Below are 18,573 nucleotides of genomic sequence, written 5' to 3'. Positions count from 1 at the left end.
GATATAGAAGCCGGTCCATGTCCAGACTTCCGGAAGCGGAACGGGTGTTGCCTTGACGGCCATATCTGCCGCCGATGCGGTTCCGACAATTCCTGCGGAGAAGAGTGACGCTGCGAGCGCCCAGCCCAAGCGATACTTCATTTATTCCCCCTGCAAAAAATTCATGAAAAAGCGAATTTAATTCCAGGAGAAAGGATAGCTTTCTTGACCCGATCAAACGAGTTGGAACCCTGGGCGCCGCTCCGCCTCGCTTCGCTTTTTCAGCTGACGTGGCGCGCTGGCAACATTCAGCAACACTTCAGCGGTAAAATAAGCTGCGATAGGTCAATAGCTCGTACCTAACTGTTGTGCAAAAAACAAAAAGCCCCGGCCGATGCCGGGGCTTTCCGCTCCATTGCCGAAGCGACTGAGTCTCAGTAGCGCGCGATGACGGGCGCGTCGAACTTGTAGCTCGCACGCACCACCGCCCACTGGATGTCGCGCGGCTTGGCGTCGAAGGTGTAAGTTCCCGCGGCCGTGCCGGCGAGCTGATAGGTCTGGCTCGTGAAGGCGGCGTAGTTGTATTCGACACCGACGATCCAGTTGCGGGTGATACCGTATTCCCAGCCGGCGCCGACGGTCCAGCCGCTGGCCCAGTGAGTCTGGCCACCCGCGCCGGTCGCCACGCCAACAGTGTCGGAGACAGAGAGACGGTTGTTTGCGCCGGCGTAGCCGCCCTTGATGTAGAACAGGTTGTTCTGCACGGCGAAGCCAGCACGACCGACGATCGTCGCCAGCACGTTGGTGCGCCAGCTGAACTGATCGTCCAGACCGACGCCGAACACCGTGTTATTGACAGTGCCGTGGTTGTCGAGCCCGGAGATCGTGCCCTCGAGGCCGAACACGTAATTGCTGGCCTGCCAGTTATAGCCAATCTGCGCACCGCCGATGAGGCCGGAGCCACGCTGGCGAAAACCCTCGCCCGGCGAAAGATCGCCGAATGCCGTGGTGTTCGCGCTGTTGATGAACTGCTCGTTGGTCCAGGCGCCACCGATGTGGCCGCCGACATAGAACCCCGTCCAGTTGAAGAGCGGCTCGATATAGGCCGGCGCCTTCGTGTAGGGCCGCGCAGCGAGATCGGCGGCTGAAACGCTACCGGCTGCGACGAGCGCGCTGGTGCAGGTGAAGACGGCAATCAACTTGGAACGCATGGTACAACCCCTTGTCCTCGGATGGGGCGCACGCTCACAGACAGTTCTTACTAAAATTGGAATCAACGGAATGGGCGCGCGAGATTCAACCGCGCGCACCTCGAATCTCGTTGCGCTGTTGCAGCTACGCAACTCACAAAACCCGATTTAACGCGATGTTATCCCTACTGAATCATTGGGCGCGATGCTCGATCACGACGCGCGCATGACCGGCGAATGCACATGCTCCGGCCGTACACCGAGCGCGACGAAGCGCGCAGGAAATTGCTGTAGCCATGGCCATGCCGTGACGAGACGGACGACCAGCGGAATCTTGAACGGCTGATTGCCGGGCCTGAGCGCACCGCTGATGATGTTGTTCTGTACGATCACCTGCATCGCCTGCGTCATTTTCACTGGGAACGTGCGGCGGCGGCGCACGGCATCGAGCTCATCCTCGGACGGGCACCCGGCCCGCAGTTTCTCTGCAAGCAGATTTGCGGTCGCAACCGCGTCCTGCACAGCGAGATTGACGCCGACACCGCCGACCGGCGACATCGCATGCGCGGCATCACCGATGCAGAGCAGACCCGGACGCGTCCAGTGCGTCAGACGGTTGATCGCAACGGTGAGGAGCTTGACGTCGTCCCAGCTCTTCACGTCTGAGATCCCGGATGAAAGGATCGGCGCCATGCGGACGACGTCATCCAGCAGGGCTTGCAGCCCCCTCGCCTTCACCGCCTCGTACTGCCCCTTGGCGATGACATAGGCGCATTGCCAGTACTCGCCGCGATCGAAGGTGACCATCATCTTGCCCGGTTCGACCCGTGCGAACACGTTCTCGGTCTCGTTCTGCCGCCGTCCGGCGCGAAACCACAGTACGTCCATCGGCGCGCCAATCTCCTCGACCGCGAGGCCCGCACGCTGGCGCACCGTCGAATGTCGGCCGTCGCAGGCAATGGTCAAATCTGCCTCGATGTCGATCGGGCCCTCCGGCGTCGTCGCGCGCACGCCGGCGATCGTTTCACCGCGCCGGATCAATTCGGTTGCCTCCGTGCTCATCATCACCTTGAGCGAGGGAAAGCGCTGACCGCTCTCGCGCAAGAAATTCAAGAAGTCCCATTGCGGCATGAAGGCGATGAATGGGTATTTGGTGTCGAGCCGGCGGAGATCGGCGATGCGCACCGACGTGCCGCCGAACATGCCGTCGAGCGTCTGCAGGCGCTGATGCGGCAGTTTCAAGAAGCCGTCGATCAGGCCGAGCTCGTCCATCACCTGGAGCGTCGAGGGATGCACGGTGTCGCCACGAAAATCGCGGAAGAAATCCGCGTGCTTCTCCAGCACCACGACATCGATGCCGGCACGCCCCAGGAGATAGCCGAGCATCATCCCGGCCGGCCCACCCCCGACGATGCAGCAGCGGGCTTTCAGGGAACGAGATGCGACGGGCGGTTCCGGCGCGTTAGCGTTCATGATCCGGTCCTCGGCGGTGGTTCGGTCCGCAACAATGATTATAGCGCGTGCTCGGCACCAAGTTGCCGAGTCACGAGATCGAGAAATTCACTGGCCAGCGGCGAGATGTTCAAGGACCGGTGGCGAATGACGCCGACAGTCCGCTTGATCTCGGGAGCAGAGATAGGGACTGCCCGGATATTGGAGCCGAGATTTGTCGGCAGGGCCATTGCCGGCAAGATGGCGCAGCCGACGCCCGCTTCTAGGAGCTCGAGAATGCAGGAGACGTGTTCGACTTCGTAGAACCACCGCAGCTTCAGGCCCGCATTTCCGAGCAGAACCTCGAGCAGGAGCCTGTTGCCGCTGTCGCGCCCCCCAATCATGAGCCGAACCTTTGGCATCGCCTGTAGCTCCTGCAACGCGATCTCCTGGCGAGCGACCAGCGCGTCGTCCTTATGCACGGCCAGGACGAAGCGGTCCGCCAGCAACGGTACGAATGTCAGATCCGGGTCAGGCCCGGGGTCCACGCCGACCCCGAATTCGGCCAACCCGGATAGGACCTGGCGAACGACAAAGTCCTGGTTACCGTCGAAGACCTGCACGCCGACGTTCGGATGCCGCTCGGTGAACGTCTTCAGCAGGAGCGGAAAGGCCTGGCAGACCACGGTCGGAATGCTGGCCACCCGAATCTTGCCGTAACGCCTTTCGGCGACCTCGCGGATCGAATCAAGCATCCCGTTCAGGTTGTTGATTTGCTGGCGAGCCATCGGAAGGAAGTGGCGTCCGGCTCCGGTGAGGACCACCGACCTGGTGGTGCGGCTGAACAGTTCGACGCCCAGCGTCTGCTCCAGCTTCTGAATTCGGCGCGACAAGCCGGGCTGGGTCAGATGGAGCTTCTCGGCTGCACGTTGGAAATTCAGCAGCTCTGCCGCGATCACGAAGGCTTCGAGTTCAGCGTTCTCGACTTTCATGCGCAAGTCTCATCAGTCGCAAGCGAACCCGCATTGGACCTCGAAGTCGGCGGTTTCTACGATCCTGGGGTTTAGCCAGACCGAAGGGAACAGGTAGCATCGATGCCCATCCAGCAGCAACTCGTGTCGCCCGTTACGATCGCCACCACTGCATCACCCCACGTCGCCGAGGCGGACGCGACGTACCGGAAGATCGTGCTTCGCATCATGCCGCTCATCCTCGTCTGCTACTTCTTTGGCTACCTGGATCGGGTGAACGTCGGCTTCGCCAAGCTCGGCATGGTCAACGATTTGCGTCTGAGCGAGGCCGCCTATGGCCTCGGTGCAGGCCTGTTCTTTATCGGCTATCTCCTGCTGCAGGTGCCCGCCGGCTACCTGGTTCAACTCTATGGCCCGAGGAAGTGCATCGCAGCGTCAATGATCTCATGGGGGCTCGTCTCCATGGCTACCTTGCTGACGCGGGACGAAACCAGCTTTTACGTACTTCGGTTCTTGCTCGGGATCACGGAGGCAGCCTTCTTCCCCGCCGTGATCGCCTTCTTCAGTGTCTGGTTTCCCTCATTCAGGCTCAGCAGGGTGATGTCCTTGCTCTTCCTCGCCCTGCCCCTCGGCGTGATCCTGGGCGGTCCCTTGTCCGGATGGATTATGGACGTCACCCACGGCGGCTACGGTCTGAAGGGCTGGCAATGGATGTTCCTGCTCGAAGGACTCCCGGCGATCCTGCTTGGGCTGATCTCGATCAGGACGATCGTCGAGCGGCCGGATGACGCAGCATGGTTGACCCCGGACGAGAAGGCCCTGGTGCAGCGAGAACTCGCTCAGGAATCAAGGGACAAGCAAACGAGCTTGTGGCCGGCGTTGCGTGAGCCCACTCTGTGGATTTTGTTCGCGACGTCGTTTCTCTACAACCTCGGCAATTACGGCCTCGTTTTCTGGATGCCGAGCATGATCAAGTCGATCGGCGGGTTGACGAACTTCCAGATCGGCGTCGTGACCGCACTGCCCTACCTGATCGCCGCCTGCGCCATGCAGATCAATTCGATCCACTCGGTGAAAACCGGCGAGAGGCTCTGGCATACCGCAGCGCCCCTGATCGCTGGCGGCGCCGCCTTGGTGGCGAGTGTGACGACGCGAGACGCGCCGGCGCTCTCTCTCTTGTGCCTGACCATCGGCATCTCCGGCATCCAGTGCACGCTGGCCATGTTCTGGAGCTTGCCTTCACGCGTGCTTGCTGGAACGGCAGCGGCCAGTGGGGCCGGACTGGTCAATATCGGCGCGGCCAGCGCGGGCTTTGCTGGTCCAGCCGTCCTGGGCGTCCTGAGCCAACTGACGGGCAGCATGACGGCCGGCGTCTCGCTGCTGGCGATCGCGCTGTTCGCCGCGGCCGCCCTGATCTTTGCGATTCCGCGGCACCTGATGGCCCGGCATGTCGTCTCGGTCTAGGGAAACGTCATGGTCCATGAGCCTTTAATCCCTTCCGGGCCCAGACACGACATGCACAGGCCATTTCGGATCGCTATCGCCGGCTTTCATATTGAGTCCGTGAGTTTTCTGCCAGCGGTCTCGACCTGGAACGATTTCGAGCATGTGGCCCTGCGCGGCGATCGCATCGTCGAGGAGCTCCGAGGCACAAACACCGTGATGGGCGGCTTCATCGAGATCTGCGAACAGGCAGGCGTGGCGTTGGCTCCGCTCGTCCACACGGCGCTCGGCGCGGTGGGGCCGGCCACCGATGAAGCCGTCAGACGCTATGCGGACGAGATGGCAGAAGGCGTCCGCGCCTTGTCGGACCTCGATGGCGTGCTGCTCTTCCTCCACGGGGCGTGCTGGACAGCTTCCTATCCGGACCCCGAGCGCTTCATCATCGACGCTGTGCGCGCTGCCCTGGGGCAAGACAAGCCCTTGATCGTCGCGCTGGACTATCATGGCAACATCGATGCAAATACGCTGCAAAACGCGACCGCGGCGTTCGCCTATCGAAAATCGCCGCATACGGATACGGGAGACACGGGACGGCGTGCCGCCATCTGCATGCTCCGCACGCTGCGTGGAGAGATTTCGCCAACATGGGCGATCGCCAAGCCGGGCGTGCTCGTCCCGTCGATCTTCAGCGCGACTGCGCTGCGCCCCTTGGCGGATCTCATCGAGGAAGGCCGGCGCATCGAGCGTGACGGCGAGGGCTACACCGACATTTCGCTGATGGCCGGCTTTTCCTATGCAGACGCACACAATGCGGGCTTTTCGGTGCTGTGCGTCACCGACGGCGACCGCGCGCGCGCCCAGACGATCGCAGACCATCTTTCGGAACGGATCTGGAGCGAGCGGCATGCACTCTCCAGGCCCTTCGAGGTCTACACCGCCGAGGCAGCGGTTTCCCGGGCGTGCTCAGGCCTGACGACGCGCAAGACGCGGCGGCGCCCCTACGTCCTGGTCGAGCACGCAGACCGAATGAACGACTCCACGTACCTGTTGGCGGAGCTGCTGAGGCGCGGTGTCACGCGGGCTGCCGTGCCATTTCTCTGGGATGCGGCCGCAGCGCGGAAAGCGTTCGAAGCCGGCGTTGGTGCTTTGGTGAAGCTGAAGCTCGGCGGCCACAGCTCCGAGAAGGCGGGGCCGACGCTGGACATCACCGCGCGCGTGCAGTGGGCAGGCCCGAAATCGTACCGCGTGACGGGCTCCTACATGCATGGCATGCCTGTCGACCTGGGAATGGCGGCGTTGCTCGACGTCGATGGCGTGTCGGTGAGTGTCGTCAGCGCTTTTGCATTCGCGGTCGACGGTGATGCGTTCGGGGTGTTCGGCTTGCGTCCGGAAGACTTCGACATCATCGTGCTTCGTTCAAAGACCCATTTCCGTGCCTTCTACGAGGGACTGGCGGAGGAAATCATGATCGTGGATACGCCGGACCACGGCGTCGCCGACCTGCGGCTCCTGCCCTATGAGCGGCTGGATACGCATCGCGTATTTCCGCTGGCTCCTGAAAGCGCCCATTGATGTCGACCGAACACGAGCAGTGGGCGCTACGCGCGGATCGTCGGGGCCGCGACAGGAGAACGGACAAGCGATGACCAGCAAGGTAAACGTGAGCTTGATCCAGTTTGACGTCCAAGTGCTGGAGCCGGCGTCAAATCTCGAGCGAATGCAGGCAGCCATGCGATCGGAGGCAAAGACAGGCGCGCAGTTGATCGTATTCCCGGAGTTGTCGAACACGGGATATGTGGAGCCGCTGACGCCCGGCGCCCCTTTCAGCCCGGAATCCGGCGGAGCCGACCAATATGCCTTCCGATTATTCCAGGCCGCCGAACCCGAGAATGGGCCATTCATCACGTCGCTGTGCGATCTCGCCCGTGAGCACAGCCTCCATGTTGTCGTCGGGCTGGCTCTTCGTCACCCGATGCAGCAGGGCGTGATGCACAATGCGTCAATGCTGATTGGCCCTCACGGCGTGCTCGGCACCTACTACAAGATTCATCGCTGGCATCTGGAAAAGCTATATTTCGTCGCCGGCGAGAGCATCTCGGTGCAGCAGACGAAGTTGGGGCCGATTGGCATGCAGATTTGCTATGACATTCGGTTTCCGGAGTTGACGCGGGCACTCATGATGCAAGGCGCTCAGATCGTCACGAATATCTGGGCGTCGTTCCGCCCGAGAGACAAGCCCCTGGAAGACGAGCAGATCTTCGCGCACCGCGCCTACACGCGCGCAACCGAGAATGGCGTCTTCTTCCTGAGCTGCAATCGCGCCGGCAGGCAAGGCAATTGCGCATTCATGGGCCGAAGCATCATCGTTGCGCCGGATGGCAAGATTCTCGCGCAATCCACCACGGAGGACGAGGACGTCGTACGCGCGGAAATCGACATTGATGACGTTGCCCGCTATCGAAGCTATGTCGGGCTCGCGACAGACAGGCGCGCGGATATCTACTCGCGATACTTGACGGCGCCCATCTGAAAACTCACCCCTTGGCTCAACGGTGGGGCAGAGCATGGGTTGCCAGAAGCCGGCATGATCGCTCAATCGAGCCCCTCAATTGTTACTGCGGTTCGCGGTGCGAAAGCTCTTGATCTCCGACACGCTGCCGTCGCGATAAGTCAGTTCCACCGACACGACCTGCGTTGAGGGCGCGAGCTTCATGTAGAGCGGCATGCCGGCGGAGATCGCGGTGGGGTCGCGCATGTCACAAGGAGGCATCTTCAGCACCTGATTGGGAACCGCGGTGTCGATGCCAATGCGGACCTCGCGGATTGCGCAGCGGTAGGACACGAGGTGCGTGTAGTAGACGAGCAGCCCGTTGAACTCGCGGAACGACAGCCAGCTCGTCGCGGTCATGTCGAGGATTTTGCGCTGGTCGCGGAGCAGCGCGGCCTCGGGATCGAACTTGATCGGGAACGGGCCCTGCATGTCGCCGGACGCGTCGACATAGCGGACCTCGATGGTGCCGGCCTGCGCGTCCGGCGGCAGCTCGATCGACGGATTGGGCAGCCGCTTGCGGGTGCGCGGATCGAGCGTATCGATGAAGCCGGTCTCGCGGAAATCGCCCTGGCCTGCCATCCGCCAGGAAATGCCGAGCGTGGGATCGGCGAAGGAGAAGACCACCGACCAGCCACCATTGTGGCGCGAGAAGCTCGCGATCGGTGCGTTGGTAGCTTCCTCTTTCGGCACGCGCGGCACCGAGACCGGCGGCAACGCCGCGACCTTCTGCGGCGCCGGATCGGCCGGCCGTGGCGCGGCATCGGCCTTGGCGGTGCCGCTCAGGAAGACGTCGTCGACCATCTGGTCGAAATAGACCGGCACCTGCTTGTGCTTGACGGTGTCGGCCATCTCGCTGACCAGCCGTCGCGTGTGCTGTGCCACCTGCACGAGGTTCTCGCCGGGCTGCAACAGCTCCTTGGCGAAGGTGCGCGTGAACACCGAATTGGGATTGGCATCATCGTTCGACAGACGATCGAGCGCGGTCTGGCGCGGACCGGCGGAGAACACCGAGAACACGCCTTCAGGCAACTGCGTCATCGGCGCAAGCCCGCCGCCGCCGGCGACTGCGCGCGTGCCGGTCCGCTCGAACGGGTTGTTGCGGCAAGCGTCGAACACCAGGATCGAGGTGCGCACCTTCTTGTTCTGGAGGCGCTCGACGATGCGGTCGGCGAGGATTGAGGAGTCGCGCACCAGCTCTTCCTGGCCTTCGGTCGCCGCCGGCACGTCGGTCGGCAAGAGATAGTTCTGGCCCGCGATCTCGAAACCGTGGCCCGCATAGAAGAAGAACGCGGTGTCGCCGGGGTCGATCGCCCGGTCGAAAGCAAGCAGCGTCTCGGTGAACTGCTGGCGGCTCTGATTCTCGGCCACCATCACGGAGAAGCCGAGCTGCTTCAGCGTATCGCCCATGGTGCGGGCGTCGTTGACGGCCTTGAGCAGCTTTGGAACGTTCTTGTAGTCGTTGTTGCCGACGACGAGCGCAACGCGTTTTTCGGCGTGCACGGGGCCGGCGAACGCCGTCAGACTGGCGGTGATGCCAAGGGCCGCCAAAATCGAAAGAAGCCTGCGCGTCATCGAAAGATCCCCGTTTGCAGGAAGATTGCCCTAAAGCGCGATGAGATTGGGATGCATCGTCATCGCGCTTTAGGTCGTTGTTTGAGCATGATCTTTTCGGAAAACCGCTTCACACTTTTCCGGATCATGCTCTATGCGTTCCTGCGGCCGCTGATGTCATAGTCGGCCAAGCCCTGGCAGGGGTTCAAGAGGGCGAGGCAAGCGTACAGTGGATACCCCTGCGCGATCTGTCCTATGGCCGGTTCGAGCGGAATCTGCTTTTGCTTGAATGGTATTGCCTGTCTACCCGAGGGTCTTTCGTGTATCGCTGGTGCACCGACGAAGTCGAGCCGCAGGACCGTTTCGACTATTGGCGGGAGGTGCGCGCCAAGGGCCTGTTCGGCGTCACCGCGGAACTTGCGCGGGAGCAGCGCGCGGATTTCTCCGGCGAGTTCACGCTGCGGCAGGTCGGCGGGGCGGGCCTCGTCGAGCTCAAGGCCTCGCCCTACCGGGTGGAGCGTAGCAAGGCCGACATTGCGGACGCGGCCAGCGACAGCATCTGCGTTTACCAGCAGCTCGGCAGCGGCGGCTGGTTCGGCGGCATGCGCAGCAGCGATTTTGCCATCGAAAGCGGCAGGTTTGCCACCAGCCATACCGACCTGCCCTATCGCACCCTGCCGCTCGGCACTGCCGGCTTTCACCTGAGGATCCTGAAGATCCCGGTGGTCGGCATCCCCGCGCAGGACAGGCGCGTTCGCGACCTCACGCCGAAGCCGTTCGGCGACCCTGCGCTGGCCTCCCTGCTCGATGCCGCCTTTGCCGAGCTCGGTGAACTCGCCGATGAGGAAGAAGCTTCGCGCACCAAGCCGCTGGTGGAGGCACTGGCCACCCTCGCCCTGATCGAGCGCGGCATCGTCAGGTCGGCGGGCCGCCGCGGACAATACGCGCTGCGTGTCGGGCGCCTGTCACTGGCGCGCCGCCTGATCGACAGACACCTGAACGATCCCCGATTGTCTCCGGCGATGGTCGCCGACTGGCTCGGCGTGTCCCTGCGCCACCTCCACATGCTCTTTGAAATGGCGGAGAAGAGCTTCTCCCAGACCGTGACCGAGCAACGTCTGGCGCAAAGCCGCCGCCTCCTGCGCGAAACGCCGGAGCGGCTGATTGCCGACGTCGCCTCCGCCTGCGGGTTCGAAAGCCTTGCCACCTATTACCGGGTGTTCAACGCGGCCTATGGGCTGGCACCGGGCGATTTCCGGGCCCAGGCGGCCGAGAAGGGTTAACCACGCTCCTTGGCCTCACCCCGGTCGCCCGGCCGGTGACCGGGCGAAAAACCCAACTTCGCCTGCAATTTGAATAAAAACGCTAGGCTTTTTAGAGCCTTCCCGCGCCTGCTCCATTGACTTTGGCCGATTCCCCCCTATGTTCCGGGCAACGCGGCTCGGTATCGAAACGCGATTCCTGAGTTTGGCGCGTTGTTCGCGCAAATCCTTGCTCGCGTAAGTCAGCACCCCCAGCTTCTTTGAGAGCGCGCCGTTTTGGGGTGGAGCGCGACAGCCTTATTACCCTCGATTCCGAACGGCGGTTTCGACTAGAGGCTCAATGTCCTTTTCAAATCTCGGACTATCCGAAAAAGTCCTCGCCGCAGTGGCGGCCACCGGTTACACCAACCCCACCCCCATTCAGGAACAGGCGATCCCCCACGTCCTCGCACGCAAGGACGTGCTCGGCATCGCCCAGACTGGCACCGGCAAGACCGCTGCCTTCGTGCTGCCGATGCTCACCATCCTCGAAAAGGGTCGTGCCCGGGCGCGCATGCCGCGCACCCTGATCCTCGAGCCGACCCGCGAGCTGGCCGCCCAGGTCAAGGAAAACTTCGACCGCTACGGCGCCGGCCAGAAGCTCAACGTCGCCCTCCTCATCGGCGGCGTCTCCTTCGGCGACCAGGATGCCAAGCTGATGCGCGGCGTCGACGTGCTGATCGCGACCCCCGGTCGCTTGCTCGACCATACCGAGCGCGGCGGTCTCCTGCTCACCGGCGTCGAGCTGCTCGTCATCGACGAAGCCGACCGCATGCTGGACATGGGCTTCATTCCCGACATCGAGCGCATCTGCAAGCTCGTCCCCTTCACGCGGCAGACGTTGTTCTTCACCGCGACCATGCCGCCGGAGATCCGGCGCATCACCGAGGCCTTCCTGCACAATCCGCAGAAGGTCGAGGTTTCCAAGCCCGCCACCACGGCCGTCACCGTCACGCAATCCCAGGTTCCCGCCGGACGCGAGGCGCACGAGAAGCGCGAACTGCTTCGCCGCCTGCTGCGCGAGGCCAAGGATCTCAAGAACGCGATCATCTTCTGCAATCGCAAGCGCGAGGTCGCGATCGTTCACAAATCGCTCCAGAAGCACGGCTTCAGCGTCGGCGCTCTGCACGGCGACATGGACCAGCCGGCCCGCATGGCAGCGCTGGATCAGTTCCGCAAAGGCGAGCTGCCGCTGCTGGTCGCCTCCGACGTCGCCGCCCGCGGCCTCGATATCCCCGAGGTCAGCCACGTCTTCAATTTCGACGTCCCCCATCATCCAGACGATTACGTTCACCGCATCGGTCGTACGGGGCGCGCCGGCCGCACCGGCACCGCGATATCGATCGTGACCCCGCTCGACCAGAAGTCGATGGCCGCGATCGAAAAGCTGATCGGCCAGAACATTCCGCGCGCCGAAGGCGAGTTCGAGGTCCACAGCGAATCCGCCGAGCCAACCGAGCGTTCGCGCGAGCCGCGTGGCCGAGAGCGTTCGCGCGGCGGTCGCGGCAAGTCGCGTCGCGGCCATGAGCAGCCCGGTGACGCGCGTCACGCCGCGGACGCAAGGCCAGCAGCGGAAGCGAGGCCTGCACGCGAGCCAAAGCCTTCACGCGAACCAAAGCCTTCACGCGAGCCAAAGCCAGCGCGCGAAGCAAGGCACACCGGCGAGTCGCGGCACAGCTCGCGCCAGCAGGCCAATACGTCGCATGTGCCCTCGATCGGCCGGCCCGAGCCGCGCCGTCCGCAACGCGAGGCCGACAGCGAGCCCGGCGATCATTCGCATCTTCCGGCGTTCCTGCTGCGACCAGTCCGCTCCCCCGCCGGCGCCTAAAGCGCGCTGCGCTTTAGGTTGTTTGTCTGAGCATGATTTCCGCGCAAACGCGTTTCGCGTTTGTCGCGAGAAAAAGCCGCGGCACACTTCGCGCTAGCGCGGCCCTTCGGGTCCCGGATCAGGCTTCAGAAAACAGCCGTTTACCGGCCGTTCAGAATCGTCCTTTAGCCTCAGCCCCATAATTTAAGCATTGCTGCAGTCGGAGGCGCATCGGCTGCTGTGGGGATGTTTCTGTGGTCAAGTTGCTCGACGAACACGAACGCACCATGGCGTTCGCCGAGGTGGCGCTCGGCCAGATCCGATCGCTCAAGCAGACCGCAATTCCCCGCAACTACGAGATCTGGTACGTCTACGCCACCGGCTACAACGCCCCGCTGAACAAGATCATCAACGAGACGCTGGAGCGCAACGGCAAGCTGACGGAAGCCGATCTCGAGCAGATCTACGAGACCTATCTCTCCCACATCAAGACCACCGACCGCATCGACAAGGTTGGCGCGCGCGTCATCGGCGAGATCGACGACGTCATGAAGGTGCTCAGCGAAGCGCTCGGCATGTCTGCCTCCTACGACGCGAGCCTGTCGGGCGCCGCCGCAAAGCTGTCCACGGCCAAGGACAGCGATCAGATCAAGGCGATCGTTGACACGCTGCTCCATGCGACGCGCGACATGCGCGAGACCAACAAGGCACTGGAGGACCGGCTGACCTTGTCCGCGAACGAGATCAGCAATCTCCAGCAAAGCCTCGAGGCGATCCGCGCCGAGAGCCTCACCGATCCCCTCACCGGCCTCGGCAACCGCAAATATTTCGATCGCATGATAGGCATGGCCGTGCAGAACGCGCTCGCGAGCGGCGAGCCGCTGTCGCTGCTGTTGTTCGACATCGACCACTTCAAGTCGTTCAACGATTCCTACGGACACCTCACCGGCGACCAGGTGCTGCGGCTCGTCGGCCTGTCGCTGAAGCAGACCATCAAGGGCCAGGACATCACAGCGCGCTATGGTGGCGAGGAGTTCGCGGTCGTACTGCCCAGCACCGCGCTGCGCCAGGCGCTCACCGTCGCCGACCACATCCGCCGCGCCGTCATGGCGAAGGAATTGAAGAAGAAATCGACCGGCGAGATCCTCGGCCGCGTCACGATCTCGGTCGGCGTCTCCATGCTGAAGCCGACCGACGACACGGACTCCCTCATCGAGCGCGCCGATGCCTGCCTCTACGCCGCCAAGCGCAACGGCCGCAACCGCGTGATCTGCGAGGCCGATCCGGAGTATCGCATCGAGAGGCGCGGCCAGGTGGCTTGAAGCCGCTTGCTGCGCGCGGAGTGTATGACTCTCATGGTGAGGAGGCGCGAAGCGGCGTCTCGAACCATGTAGGCCATGCTTTCACCCGTGGCCATCCTTCGAGACGACCGCTCTGCGGTCTCCTCAGGATGAGGTCGTCAGGCATCGCTAGCTGCCGCGGGTGGGTAAAGGCGCGCAGCGCCGTGCCCACCATCTCTCCAATCGTTATCTTGAGTGGTGGGCACGCTTCGCTTTGCCCACCCTACGAACCGCCTTCTTGGCTGCTTGTTTCTTCTTCAGCGGCTTCTTCACGGCGGCCTTCTTCGCAGGCTTGGCTGCCGCCTTCTTTGCCGCCTTCGGCCGCTTCTTCACCTTGGCGCGCTGGGCGGCGGCGAGCGCGGCTCTCGCCCACTCGGCAAGCTCCTCGGAATCGTCGAACAGGCGCGCGGGCAACTGCCAGTAGGAATTCACCGTCACTGTCTTGGCGCGGGTCTGGTACTGAAAGGGCCCTGAGCCTTCGAGCTCAAAGCTCGGGATCGTCACTTCATCGGCGCGGAAAAACAGCCCGGCGCGCAAGGCCAGCGCGAAATTGGTGCCGTCGGCGGAGATGCCGTAGCCGGAAAACATCTTCCGGATGGTAACGGGGCCGAAATCAGCGAACAGGTCGATCAGGAATTCGCGGTCCATGTGCACGCTCTCTCCGAATGGTCGTCCTGGCGAAAGCCAGGACCCATTACCCCAGGGAGCAGTTTAGCGAAGACCGTTAGTCGTACCAGCGCCGGTACTGAGACCTATCACCCACGAGAGATCACGCGGTATGGGTCCTGGCTTTCGCCAGGACGACAGCGGAGTGATTGGCGAGAGCGGAGTTACCCCTCGACCTTGGCCGGTCGCAACTCCACCGACTCGCCGCAGCCGCAGGCTGAGATCTGGTTGGGATTGTTGAAGACGAACTGGGCCTGCATCTTGTCGGCCCTGTAGTCCATCTCGGTGCCGAGCAGGAACAGCACGGCCTTGGGATCGACCAGGATCTTGACGCCCTTGTCCTCGACGACCTCGTCGGTCGGCCGGATCTCATGGGCGTACTCGACGGTGTAGGACTGCCCCGCGCAGCCGCCGTTCTTCACGCCGACGCGCAGTCCGACGATTTCGGAGTCCGCGCGCTGCGTGAGCTCGGTGATGCGCTGCGCGGCGGCATCCGTCAGCCGCATCACCTGCGGGCGCGGACGCCGCGGCTTGGAGGGAGTAGCTGGTGATGCCTGGGTCATGTCACTCATGTGGTCCGTTGCGGAGCAAGTTCAATGCCGTATATGCAAGAGCCAGATTGGTGTCACCACATGTTGAGCACGAGGCGCGCCTCGTCGCTCATGCGTTCCGGTGACCAAGCCGGTTCCCAGACGACCTTGACGTCGACAACGCCGACGCCGGGGACACTAGCGACCGCGTTCTCGACCATCGTCGGCAACTCGCCGGCGGCCGGACAATTCGGCGTCGTCAGCGTCATCAGGACGTCGACGGAGCGGTCGTCCCTGATCTCGACCTTGTAGATCAGGCCGAGTTCGTAAATGTCGGCGGGAATTTCCGGATCGAATACGGTCTTGAGCCCGGCGATGATCTCGCGCGTCAGACGCTCGGTCTCCTCCGGCGGCAGCGCCGAATGCGTTTCCATCGGATTGGCTTTGATTTCGGCCGTGTCACTCATGCGAACAAATCCCGCGCCTTCAAAAGCGCCTGTGCCAGATGGTCGACTTCGTCCCTCGTATTATACATGCCGAACGATGCCCGGCACGTCGCGGTCACGTTGAACCGCTCTAAAAGCGGCATGACGCAGTGGGTGCCGGCGCGCACCGCGATGCCCTGGCGGTCGATCACGGTGGCGACGTCATGGGCATGCGCACCCTTCAGCTCGAAGGATATCACCGGGCCCTTGCCGCGCGCCGTGCCGATCAGCCGCAGCGAGTTGATCTCGCGCAGGCGGTCCTGGGCATAGGTCAGGAGATCGTGCTCGTGCGCAGCGATACGCTCCTTGCCGATCGAATTGACGTAGTCGATGGCCGCGCCAATCCCGACCGCCTCGACGATCGCGGGCGTGCCGGCCTCGAACTTGTGCGGGGGATCGCCATAGGTGACGATGTCGCGGGAGACCTCGCGGATCATCTCGCCGCCGCCGTTGTAGGGGCGCATCGCGACGAGGTGGTCGTACTTGGCCCAGAGCACGCCGATGCCGGTCGGCCCGTAGACCTTGTGGCCGGTGAAGACGTAGAAGTCGCAGCCGATGTCCTGGACGTCGACCGGCAGATGCACGGCGCCCTGGCTGCCGTCGACCAGCACGGGAATGCCGCGAGCGTGCGCGATTTTCACGACGTCCTTGACCGGCACGATGGTGCCAAGCGCGTTCGACATCTGCGTGATTGCGACCAGCTTGGTCTTCGCCGTCAGCAGCTTCTCGAACTCGTCGATCAGGAAATTGCCCTCATCGTCGACCGGCGCCCACTTGATCACCGCGCCATGGCGTTCCCTCAGGAAATGCCAGGGCACGATATTGGAGTGGTGCTCCATGATCGAGAGGACGATCTCGTCGCCCTCTTTGATGTTGGGCTCGCCCCAGGACGACGCGACAAGGTTGATCGCCTCCGTCGCGTTGCGGGTGAAGATGACTTCCTCGGTACGGGGCGCGTTGATGAACTGTGCGACCTTGGCGCGGCCGCCCTCATAGGCTTCCGTCGCCGCATTGGCGAGGTAATGCAGGCCGCGGTGTACATTGGCGTATTCGCTTGTGTAAGCCTGCGTCATGCGGTCGAGCACGGATTGCGGCTTCTGCGCCGAGGCCGCGTTGTCGAGATAGACCAGCGGCTTGCCGTAGACCTGCATCGCCAACGCCGGGAAATCCTGGCGCACCTTTGCTACGTCATAAGAACCGTTCAGGACTGCCGGATGCGTGCTCATGACCGGCCCTCTAGCCAGCGCTCGGCAATGCCGATCACGTGCTCGCGCAGGTCATCATCGGCGATCTGCTCGATCGCCTCGCCGACGAAAGCCTGGATCAGCAGCGCCTGGGCGTCTTTCTCAGGCAGCCCGCGGGCACGCAGGTAGAACAGAAGGCTGTCGTCGAGCGCACCGGCGGTGGCGCCATGGCCGCAAGAGACGTCATCGGCAAAGATCTCGAGCTCGGGCTTGTTGTCGGCCTCGGCTTCGTCCGAGAGCAGCAGCGCCCGCGTCATCATCTTGCCGTCGGTCTTCTGCGCGTCGGGACGGACGATGATGCGGCCCTGGAACACCGAATGGGCGCGATCATCGATCACGGCGCGGAAGATCTCGCGGCTGGTGCAATGGGGAACGGCGTGGTCGACGACCAGCGTCGTATCGCCATGCTCGGTCTTCTTCAGCAGGTTCACGCCATTGACCGCGAGCTCACTGCCCTCGCCTGCGAGCGTAATGAAGCCTTGCAGACGGCTGACGGCGCCGCCGGTCGTCATGTTGAAGAAGTTGAGTTTTGTGTTCGCGCCGACCGTGACGATCTCGGAGGTGATGTTCACCGCGTCCGGCGCGTCGTCCATCAGGCGGATATGCGCGACATCGGCGTTGTCGCCGATCGTCACCAGCACGGCATCGTTGACCTGGTAGGCCGCAGCGCCGGCCGCGACAAAGCTCTCGATAATGGTGGCTCGGACGCGATTGCCGATTCGCAGTTGCGATCGGGTGAATGCGGACGCAGACGCGGCGGTCGCGACGTGGATGATCTGGACCGGCGCGGAAAGCTGCACGCCGTCCGCGATCGACACCACAACGCCATCGGTCGCCATCGCCGCGTTCAGCGAGATCATCGCGTCCGTCGAGGCCGTCGCGAGCAGATCGCCTGACTCCTTCTCCAGCGTTTCGCGCAGCGTCTTGACGCTGACCTCGGATGCGAGCGCCTTAACGTCGGAAAGATCGGCCGCGAACACGCCGTCGACCAGCACCAGCTTGCGGGCACCGGCAAACGCATGCGTCTTTACGGCTTCGGCCGCGCGCGACAGCGCCGCCGCATCCGGGACGGCCGCAAGTGGCAGCACCTCGCCGACGAGTGCACGCAGATCGGTGTATTTCCATTCCTCGAGCCGACGGTGCGGCAGGCCGAGACGCTCATAGGTCTCGAAGGCCTGGCGGCGCACTGCTGCGACCGCAGGGGAACCAGGCAGCCGGCCTTCGGCGCTGGTGAAGAGATCGCTCACCGCGCGGCCGTTCCCGGTCTTGACCAAAGCAACGTTCATCGCAAAATCCCTTACGCAGCGTCCTCGAACTGGGCGTAGCCGGACTCCTCCAGCTCCAGCGCCAGTTGCTTGTCGCCGCTCTTCACGACGCGGCCCTTCGACATCACGTGCACGAAGTCAGGCACGATGTAGTTCAGGAGGCGCTGATAGTGGGTGATCACCACCATCGCGCGCTTGGGCGAGCGCAGCGCGTTGACGCCATCAGCCGCAATGCGCAGCGCGTCGATGTCGAGGCCGGAGTCCATCTCGTCGAGGATGCACAGGCTCGGCTCGAACAGCGCCATCTGAAGCACCTCGTTGCGCTTCTTCTCGCCGCCGGAGAAGCCGACATTGACGCCGCGCTTGAGCATGTCCTGCGGGATGTTCAGCGACTTCGAGACCTCGCGGACCTTCTTCAGGAAGTCCGGCGTCGAATATTCGTCCTCGCCGCGCGCCTTGCGCTGTGCATTCAGCGCGGTGCGCAGGAAGTTCATGGTGGCAACGCCGGGGATCTCGACCGGATACTGGAACGCCAGGAACACGCCCTTGGCGGCGCGCTCTTCCGGGTCCATCTCCAGGAGGTTCTCGCCCTTGAAAAGGATCTGGCCGTCGGTGACCTCATAGCCGGGCTTGCCAGCGATGACATGGGAGAGCGTCGACTTGCCGGAGCCGTTCGGCCCCATGATCGCGTGCACCTCACCCTCGTTCACGGTCAGCGTCAGCCCGTGAAGGATCTCACGCTCCTCGACACGAACTTTCAGGTCTTTCACTTCAAGCAAAGCCATTGTTTTTTCCATCTATCCCCTCGTCCTGAGGAGC

The 18,573-nt window shown here is 63.2% G+C and carries 16 protein-coding genes; 6 read left to right on the top strand and 10 right to left on the bottom strand.

Annotated elements, in window-relative coordinates; translation table 11 throughout:
- Nucleotides 1–413: 413 nt before the first annotated feature.
- From SO140_RS02950 to SO140_RS02940, 3 genes are all read right to left on the bottom strand, one after another.
- Nucleotides 414–1,190 (bottom strand): outer membrane protein, encoded by a 777-nt coding sequence (locus SO140_RS02950; RefSeq protein WP_449380813.1) that lies wholly within the window; start codon nt 1,188–1,190, stop codon nt 414–416.
- A 192-nt stretch (nt 1,191–1,382) separates the two neighbouring features.
- Entirely contained in the window at nt 1,383–2,642 is a 1,260-nt protein-coding gene (locus SO140_RS02945) for an FAD-dependent oxidoreductase (protein ID WP_449380812.1), read from the bottom strand.
- A 38-nt stretch (nt 2,643–2,680) separates the two neighbouring features.
- Complete coding sequence (locus tag SO140_RS02940) at nt 2,681–3,592, bottom strand: LysR family transcriptional regulator (RefSeq protein ID WP_449380811.1); 912 nt, start codon at nt 3,590–3,592, stop codon at nt 2,681–2,683.
- A gap of 102 nt (nt 3,593–3,694) precedes the next feature.
- Between SO140_RS02940 and SO140_RS02935 the strand changes: the two genes are divergently transcribed.
- The 3 genes from SO140_RS02935 (at nt 3,695) to SO140_RS02925 (ending at nt 7,544) form a co-directional block, all read left to right on the top strand.
- Complete coding sequence (locus SO140_RS02935) at nt 3,695–5,035, top strand: MFS transporter (protein WP_449380810.1); 1,341 nt, start codon at nt 3,695–3,697, stop codon at nt 5,033–5,035.
- A gap of 9 nt (nt 5,036–5,044) precedes the next feature.
- Entirely contained in the window at nt 5,045–6,586 is a 1,542-nt protein-coding gene (locus tag SO140_RS02930) for a M81 family metallopeptidase (protein WP_498542305.1), read from the top strand.
- Nucleotides 6,587–6,656: 70 nt separating this feature from the next.
- Nucleotides 6,657–7,544 (top strand): carbon-nitrogen hydrolase family protein, encoded by an 888-nt coding sequence (locus SO140_RS02925; RefSeq protein WP_474797336.1) that lies wholly within the window; start codon nt 6,657–6,659, stop codon nt 7,542–7,544.
- A 75-nt stretch (nt 7,545–7,619) separates the two neighbouring features.
- Here the strand turns inward: SO140_RS02925 and SO140_RS02920 are convergent, their stop codons facing one another.
- On the bottom strand, nt 7,620–9,137 hold the full coding sequence (locus SO140_RS02920) for a caspase family protein (protein WP_449380807.1): 1,518 nt from the start codon (nt 9,135–9,137) through the stop codon (nt 7,620–7,622).
- A gap of 299 nt (nt 9,138–9,436) precedes the next feature.
- On the opposite strand from SO140_RS02920, the gene SO140_RS02915 reads away from it, so the two are divergent.
- The 3 genes from SO140_RS02915 to SO140_RS02905 all read left to right on the top strand — a co-directional run bounded on the left by SO140_RS02915 (nt 9,437) and on the right by SO140_RS02905 (nt 13,546).
- Nucleotides 9,437–10,399, top strand: coding sequence for an AraC family transcriptional regulator (locus tag SO140_RS02915; RefSeq protein ID WP_449380806.1), 963 nt, complete (start codon nt 9,437–9,439; stop codon nt 10,397–10,399).
- Nucleotides 10,400–10,718: 319 nt separating this feature from the next.
- Nucleotides 10,719–12,245: a DEAD/DEAH box helicase gene (locus SO140_RS02910; RefSeq protein WP_449380805.1), complete on the top strand. Its 1,527-nt coding sequence runs from the start codon at nt 10,719–10,721 to the stop codon at nt 12,243–12,245.
- Nucleotides 12,246–12,478: 233 nt separating this feature from the next.
- The gene (locus SO140_RS02905) at nt 12,479–13,546 is read left to right on the top strand and encodes a GGDEF domain-containing protein (protein ID WP_498542304.1); all 1,068 of its coding nucleotides are present in this window, start codon (nt 12,479–12,481) and stop codon (nt 13,544–13,546) included.
- Between the two features lie 204 nt (nt 13,547–13,750).
- Here SO140_RS02905 and SO140_RS02900 read toward each other — a convergent pair whose 3' ends face one another.
- The 6 genes from SO140_RS02900 to sufC form a co-directional block, all read right to left on the bottom strand.
- Entirely contained in the window at nt 13,751–14,212 is a 462-nt protein-coding gene (locus SO140_RS02900; RefSeq protein WP_449380803.1) for a TfoX/Sxy family protein, read from the bottom strand.
- 182 nt (nt 14,213–14,394) lie between these two features.
- Nucleotides 14,395–14,793: a HesB/IscA family protein gene (locus SO140_RS02895; protein ID WP_449380802.1), complete on the bottom strand. Its 399-nt coding sequence runs from the start codon at nt 14,791–14,793 to the stop codon at nt 14,395–14,397.
- A gap of 62 nt (nt 14,794–14,855) precedes the next feature.
- Nucleotides 14,856–15,227, bottom strand: coding sequence for an SUF system Fe-S cluster assembly protein (locus tag SO140_RS02890; protein WP_449380801.1), 372 nt, complete (start codon nt 15,225–15,227; stop codon nt 14,856–14,858).
- Entirely contained in the window at nt 15,224–16,471 is a 1,248-nt protein-coding gene (locus tag SO140_RS02885; RefSeq protein WP_449380800.1) for a cysteine desulfurase, read from the bottom strand. The genes SO140_RS02890 and SO140_RS02885 overlap by 4 nt, the downstream gene beginning before the upstream one ends.
- Nucleotides 16,468–17,775, bottom strand: a complete 1,308-nt coding sequence (gene sufD, locus SO140_RS02880; RefSeq protein WP_449380799.1) for a Fe-S cluster assembly protein SufD — start codon at nt 17,773–17,775, stop codon at nt 16,468–16,470. The genes SO140_RS02885 and sufD overlap by 4 nt, the downstream gene beginning before the upstream one ends.
- Nucleotides 17,776–17,786: 11 nt before the next feature.
- Nucleotides 17,787–18,539, bottom strand: a complete 753-nt coding sequence (gene sufC, locus SO140_RS02875) for a Fe-S cluster assembly ATPase SufC (RefSeq protein WP_449380798.1) — start codon at nt 18,537–18,539, stop codon at nt 17,787–17,789.
- Between the last annotated feature and the right edge of the window lie 34 nt (nt 18,540–18,573).

Source organism: Bradyrhizobium sp. UFLA05-108 (assembly GCF_059803455.1).
The sequence above is the reverse complement of the archived record's forward strand: the minus strand, read 5'-3'. Positions and strand labels throughout refer to the sequence as shown.

Excerpts from the sequence above, each read along its gene's own strand:
- SO140_RS02950 (WP_449380813.1), bottom strand. The coding sequence starts at position 1,190 with ATGCGTTCCAAGTTGATTGCCGTCTTCACCTGCACCAGCGCGCTCGTC.
- SO140_RS02945 (WP_449380812.1), bottom strand. The coding sequence starts at position 2,642 with ATGAACGCTAACGCGCCGGAACCGCCCGTCGCATCTCGTTCCCTGAAA.
- SO140_RS02940 (WP_449380811.1), bottom strand. The coding sequence starts at position 3,592 with ATGAAAGTCGAGAACGCTGAACTCGAAGCCTTCGTGATCGCGGCAGAG.
- SO140_RS02935 (WP_449380810.1), top strand. The coding sequence starts at position 3,695 with ATGCCCATCCAGCAGCAACTCGTGTCGCCCGTTACGATCGCCACCACT.
- SO140_RS02930 (WP_498542305.1), top strand. The coding sequence starts at position 5,045 with ATGGTCCATGAGCCTTTAATCCCTTCCGGGCCCAGACACGACATGCAC.
- SO140_RS02925 (WP_474797336.1), top strand. The coding sequence starts at position 6,657 with ATGACCAGCAAGGTAAACGTGAGCTTGATCCAGTTTGACGTCCAAGTG.
- SO140_RS02920 (WP_449380807.1), bottom strand. The coding sequence starts at position 9,137 with ATGACGCGCAGGCTTCTTTCGATTTTGGCGGCCCTTGGCATCACCGCC.
- SO140_RS02910 (WP_449380805.1), top strand. The coding sequence starts at position 10,719 with ATGTCCTTTTCAAATCTCGGACTATCCGAAAAAGTCCTCGCCGCAGTG.
- SO140_RS02900 (WP_449380803.1), bottom strand. The coding sequence starts at position 14,212 with ATGGACCGCGAATTCCTGATCGACCTGTTCGCTGATTTCGGCCCCGTT.
- SO140_RS02895 (WP_449380802.1), bottom strand. The coding sequence starts at position 14,793 with ATGACCCAGGCATCACCAGCTACTCCCTCCAAGCCGCGGCGTCCGCGC.
- SO140_RS02890 (WP_449380801.1), bottom strand. The coding sequence starts at position 15,227 with ATGAGTGACACGGCCGAAATCAAAGCCAATCCGATGGAAACGCATTCG.
- SO140_RS02885 (WP_449380800.1), bottom strand. The coding sequence starts at position 16,471 with ATGAGCACGCATCCGGCAGTCCTGAACGGTTCTTATGACGTAGCAAAG.
- sufD (WP_449380799.1), bottom strand. The coding sequence starts at position 17,775 with ATGAACGTTGCTTTGGTCAAGACCGGGAACGGCCGCGCGGTGAGCGAT.
- sufC (WP_449380798.1), bottom strand. The coding sequence starts at position 18,539 with ATGGCTTTGCTTGAAGTGAAAGACCTGAAAGTTCGTGTCGAGGAGCGT.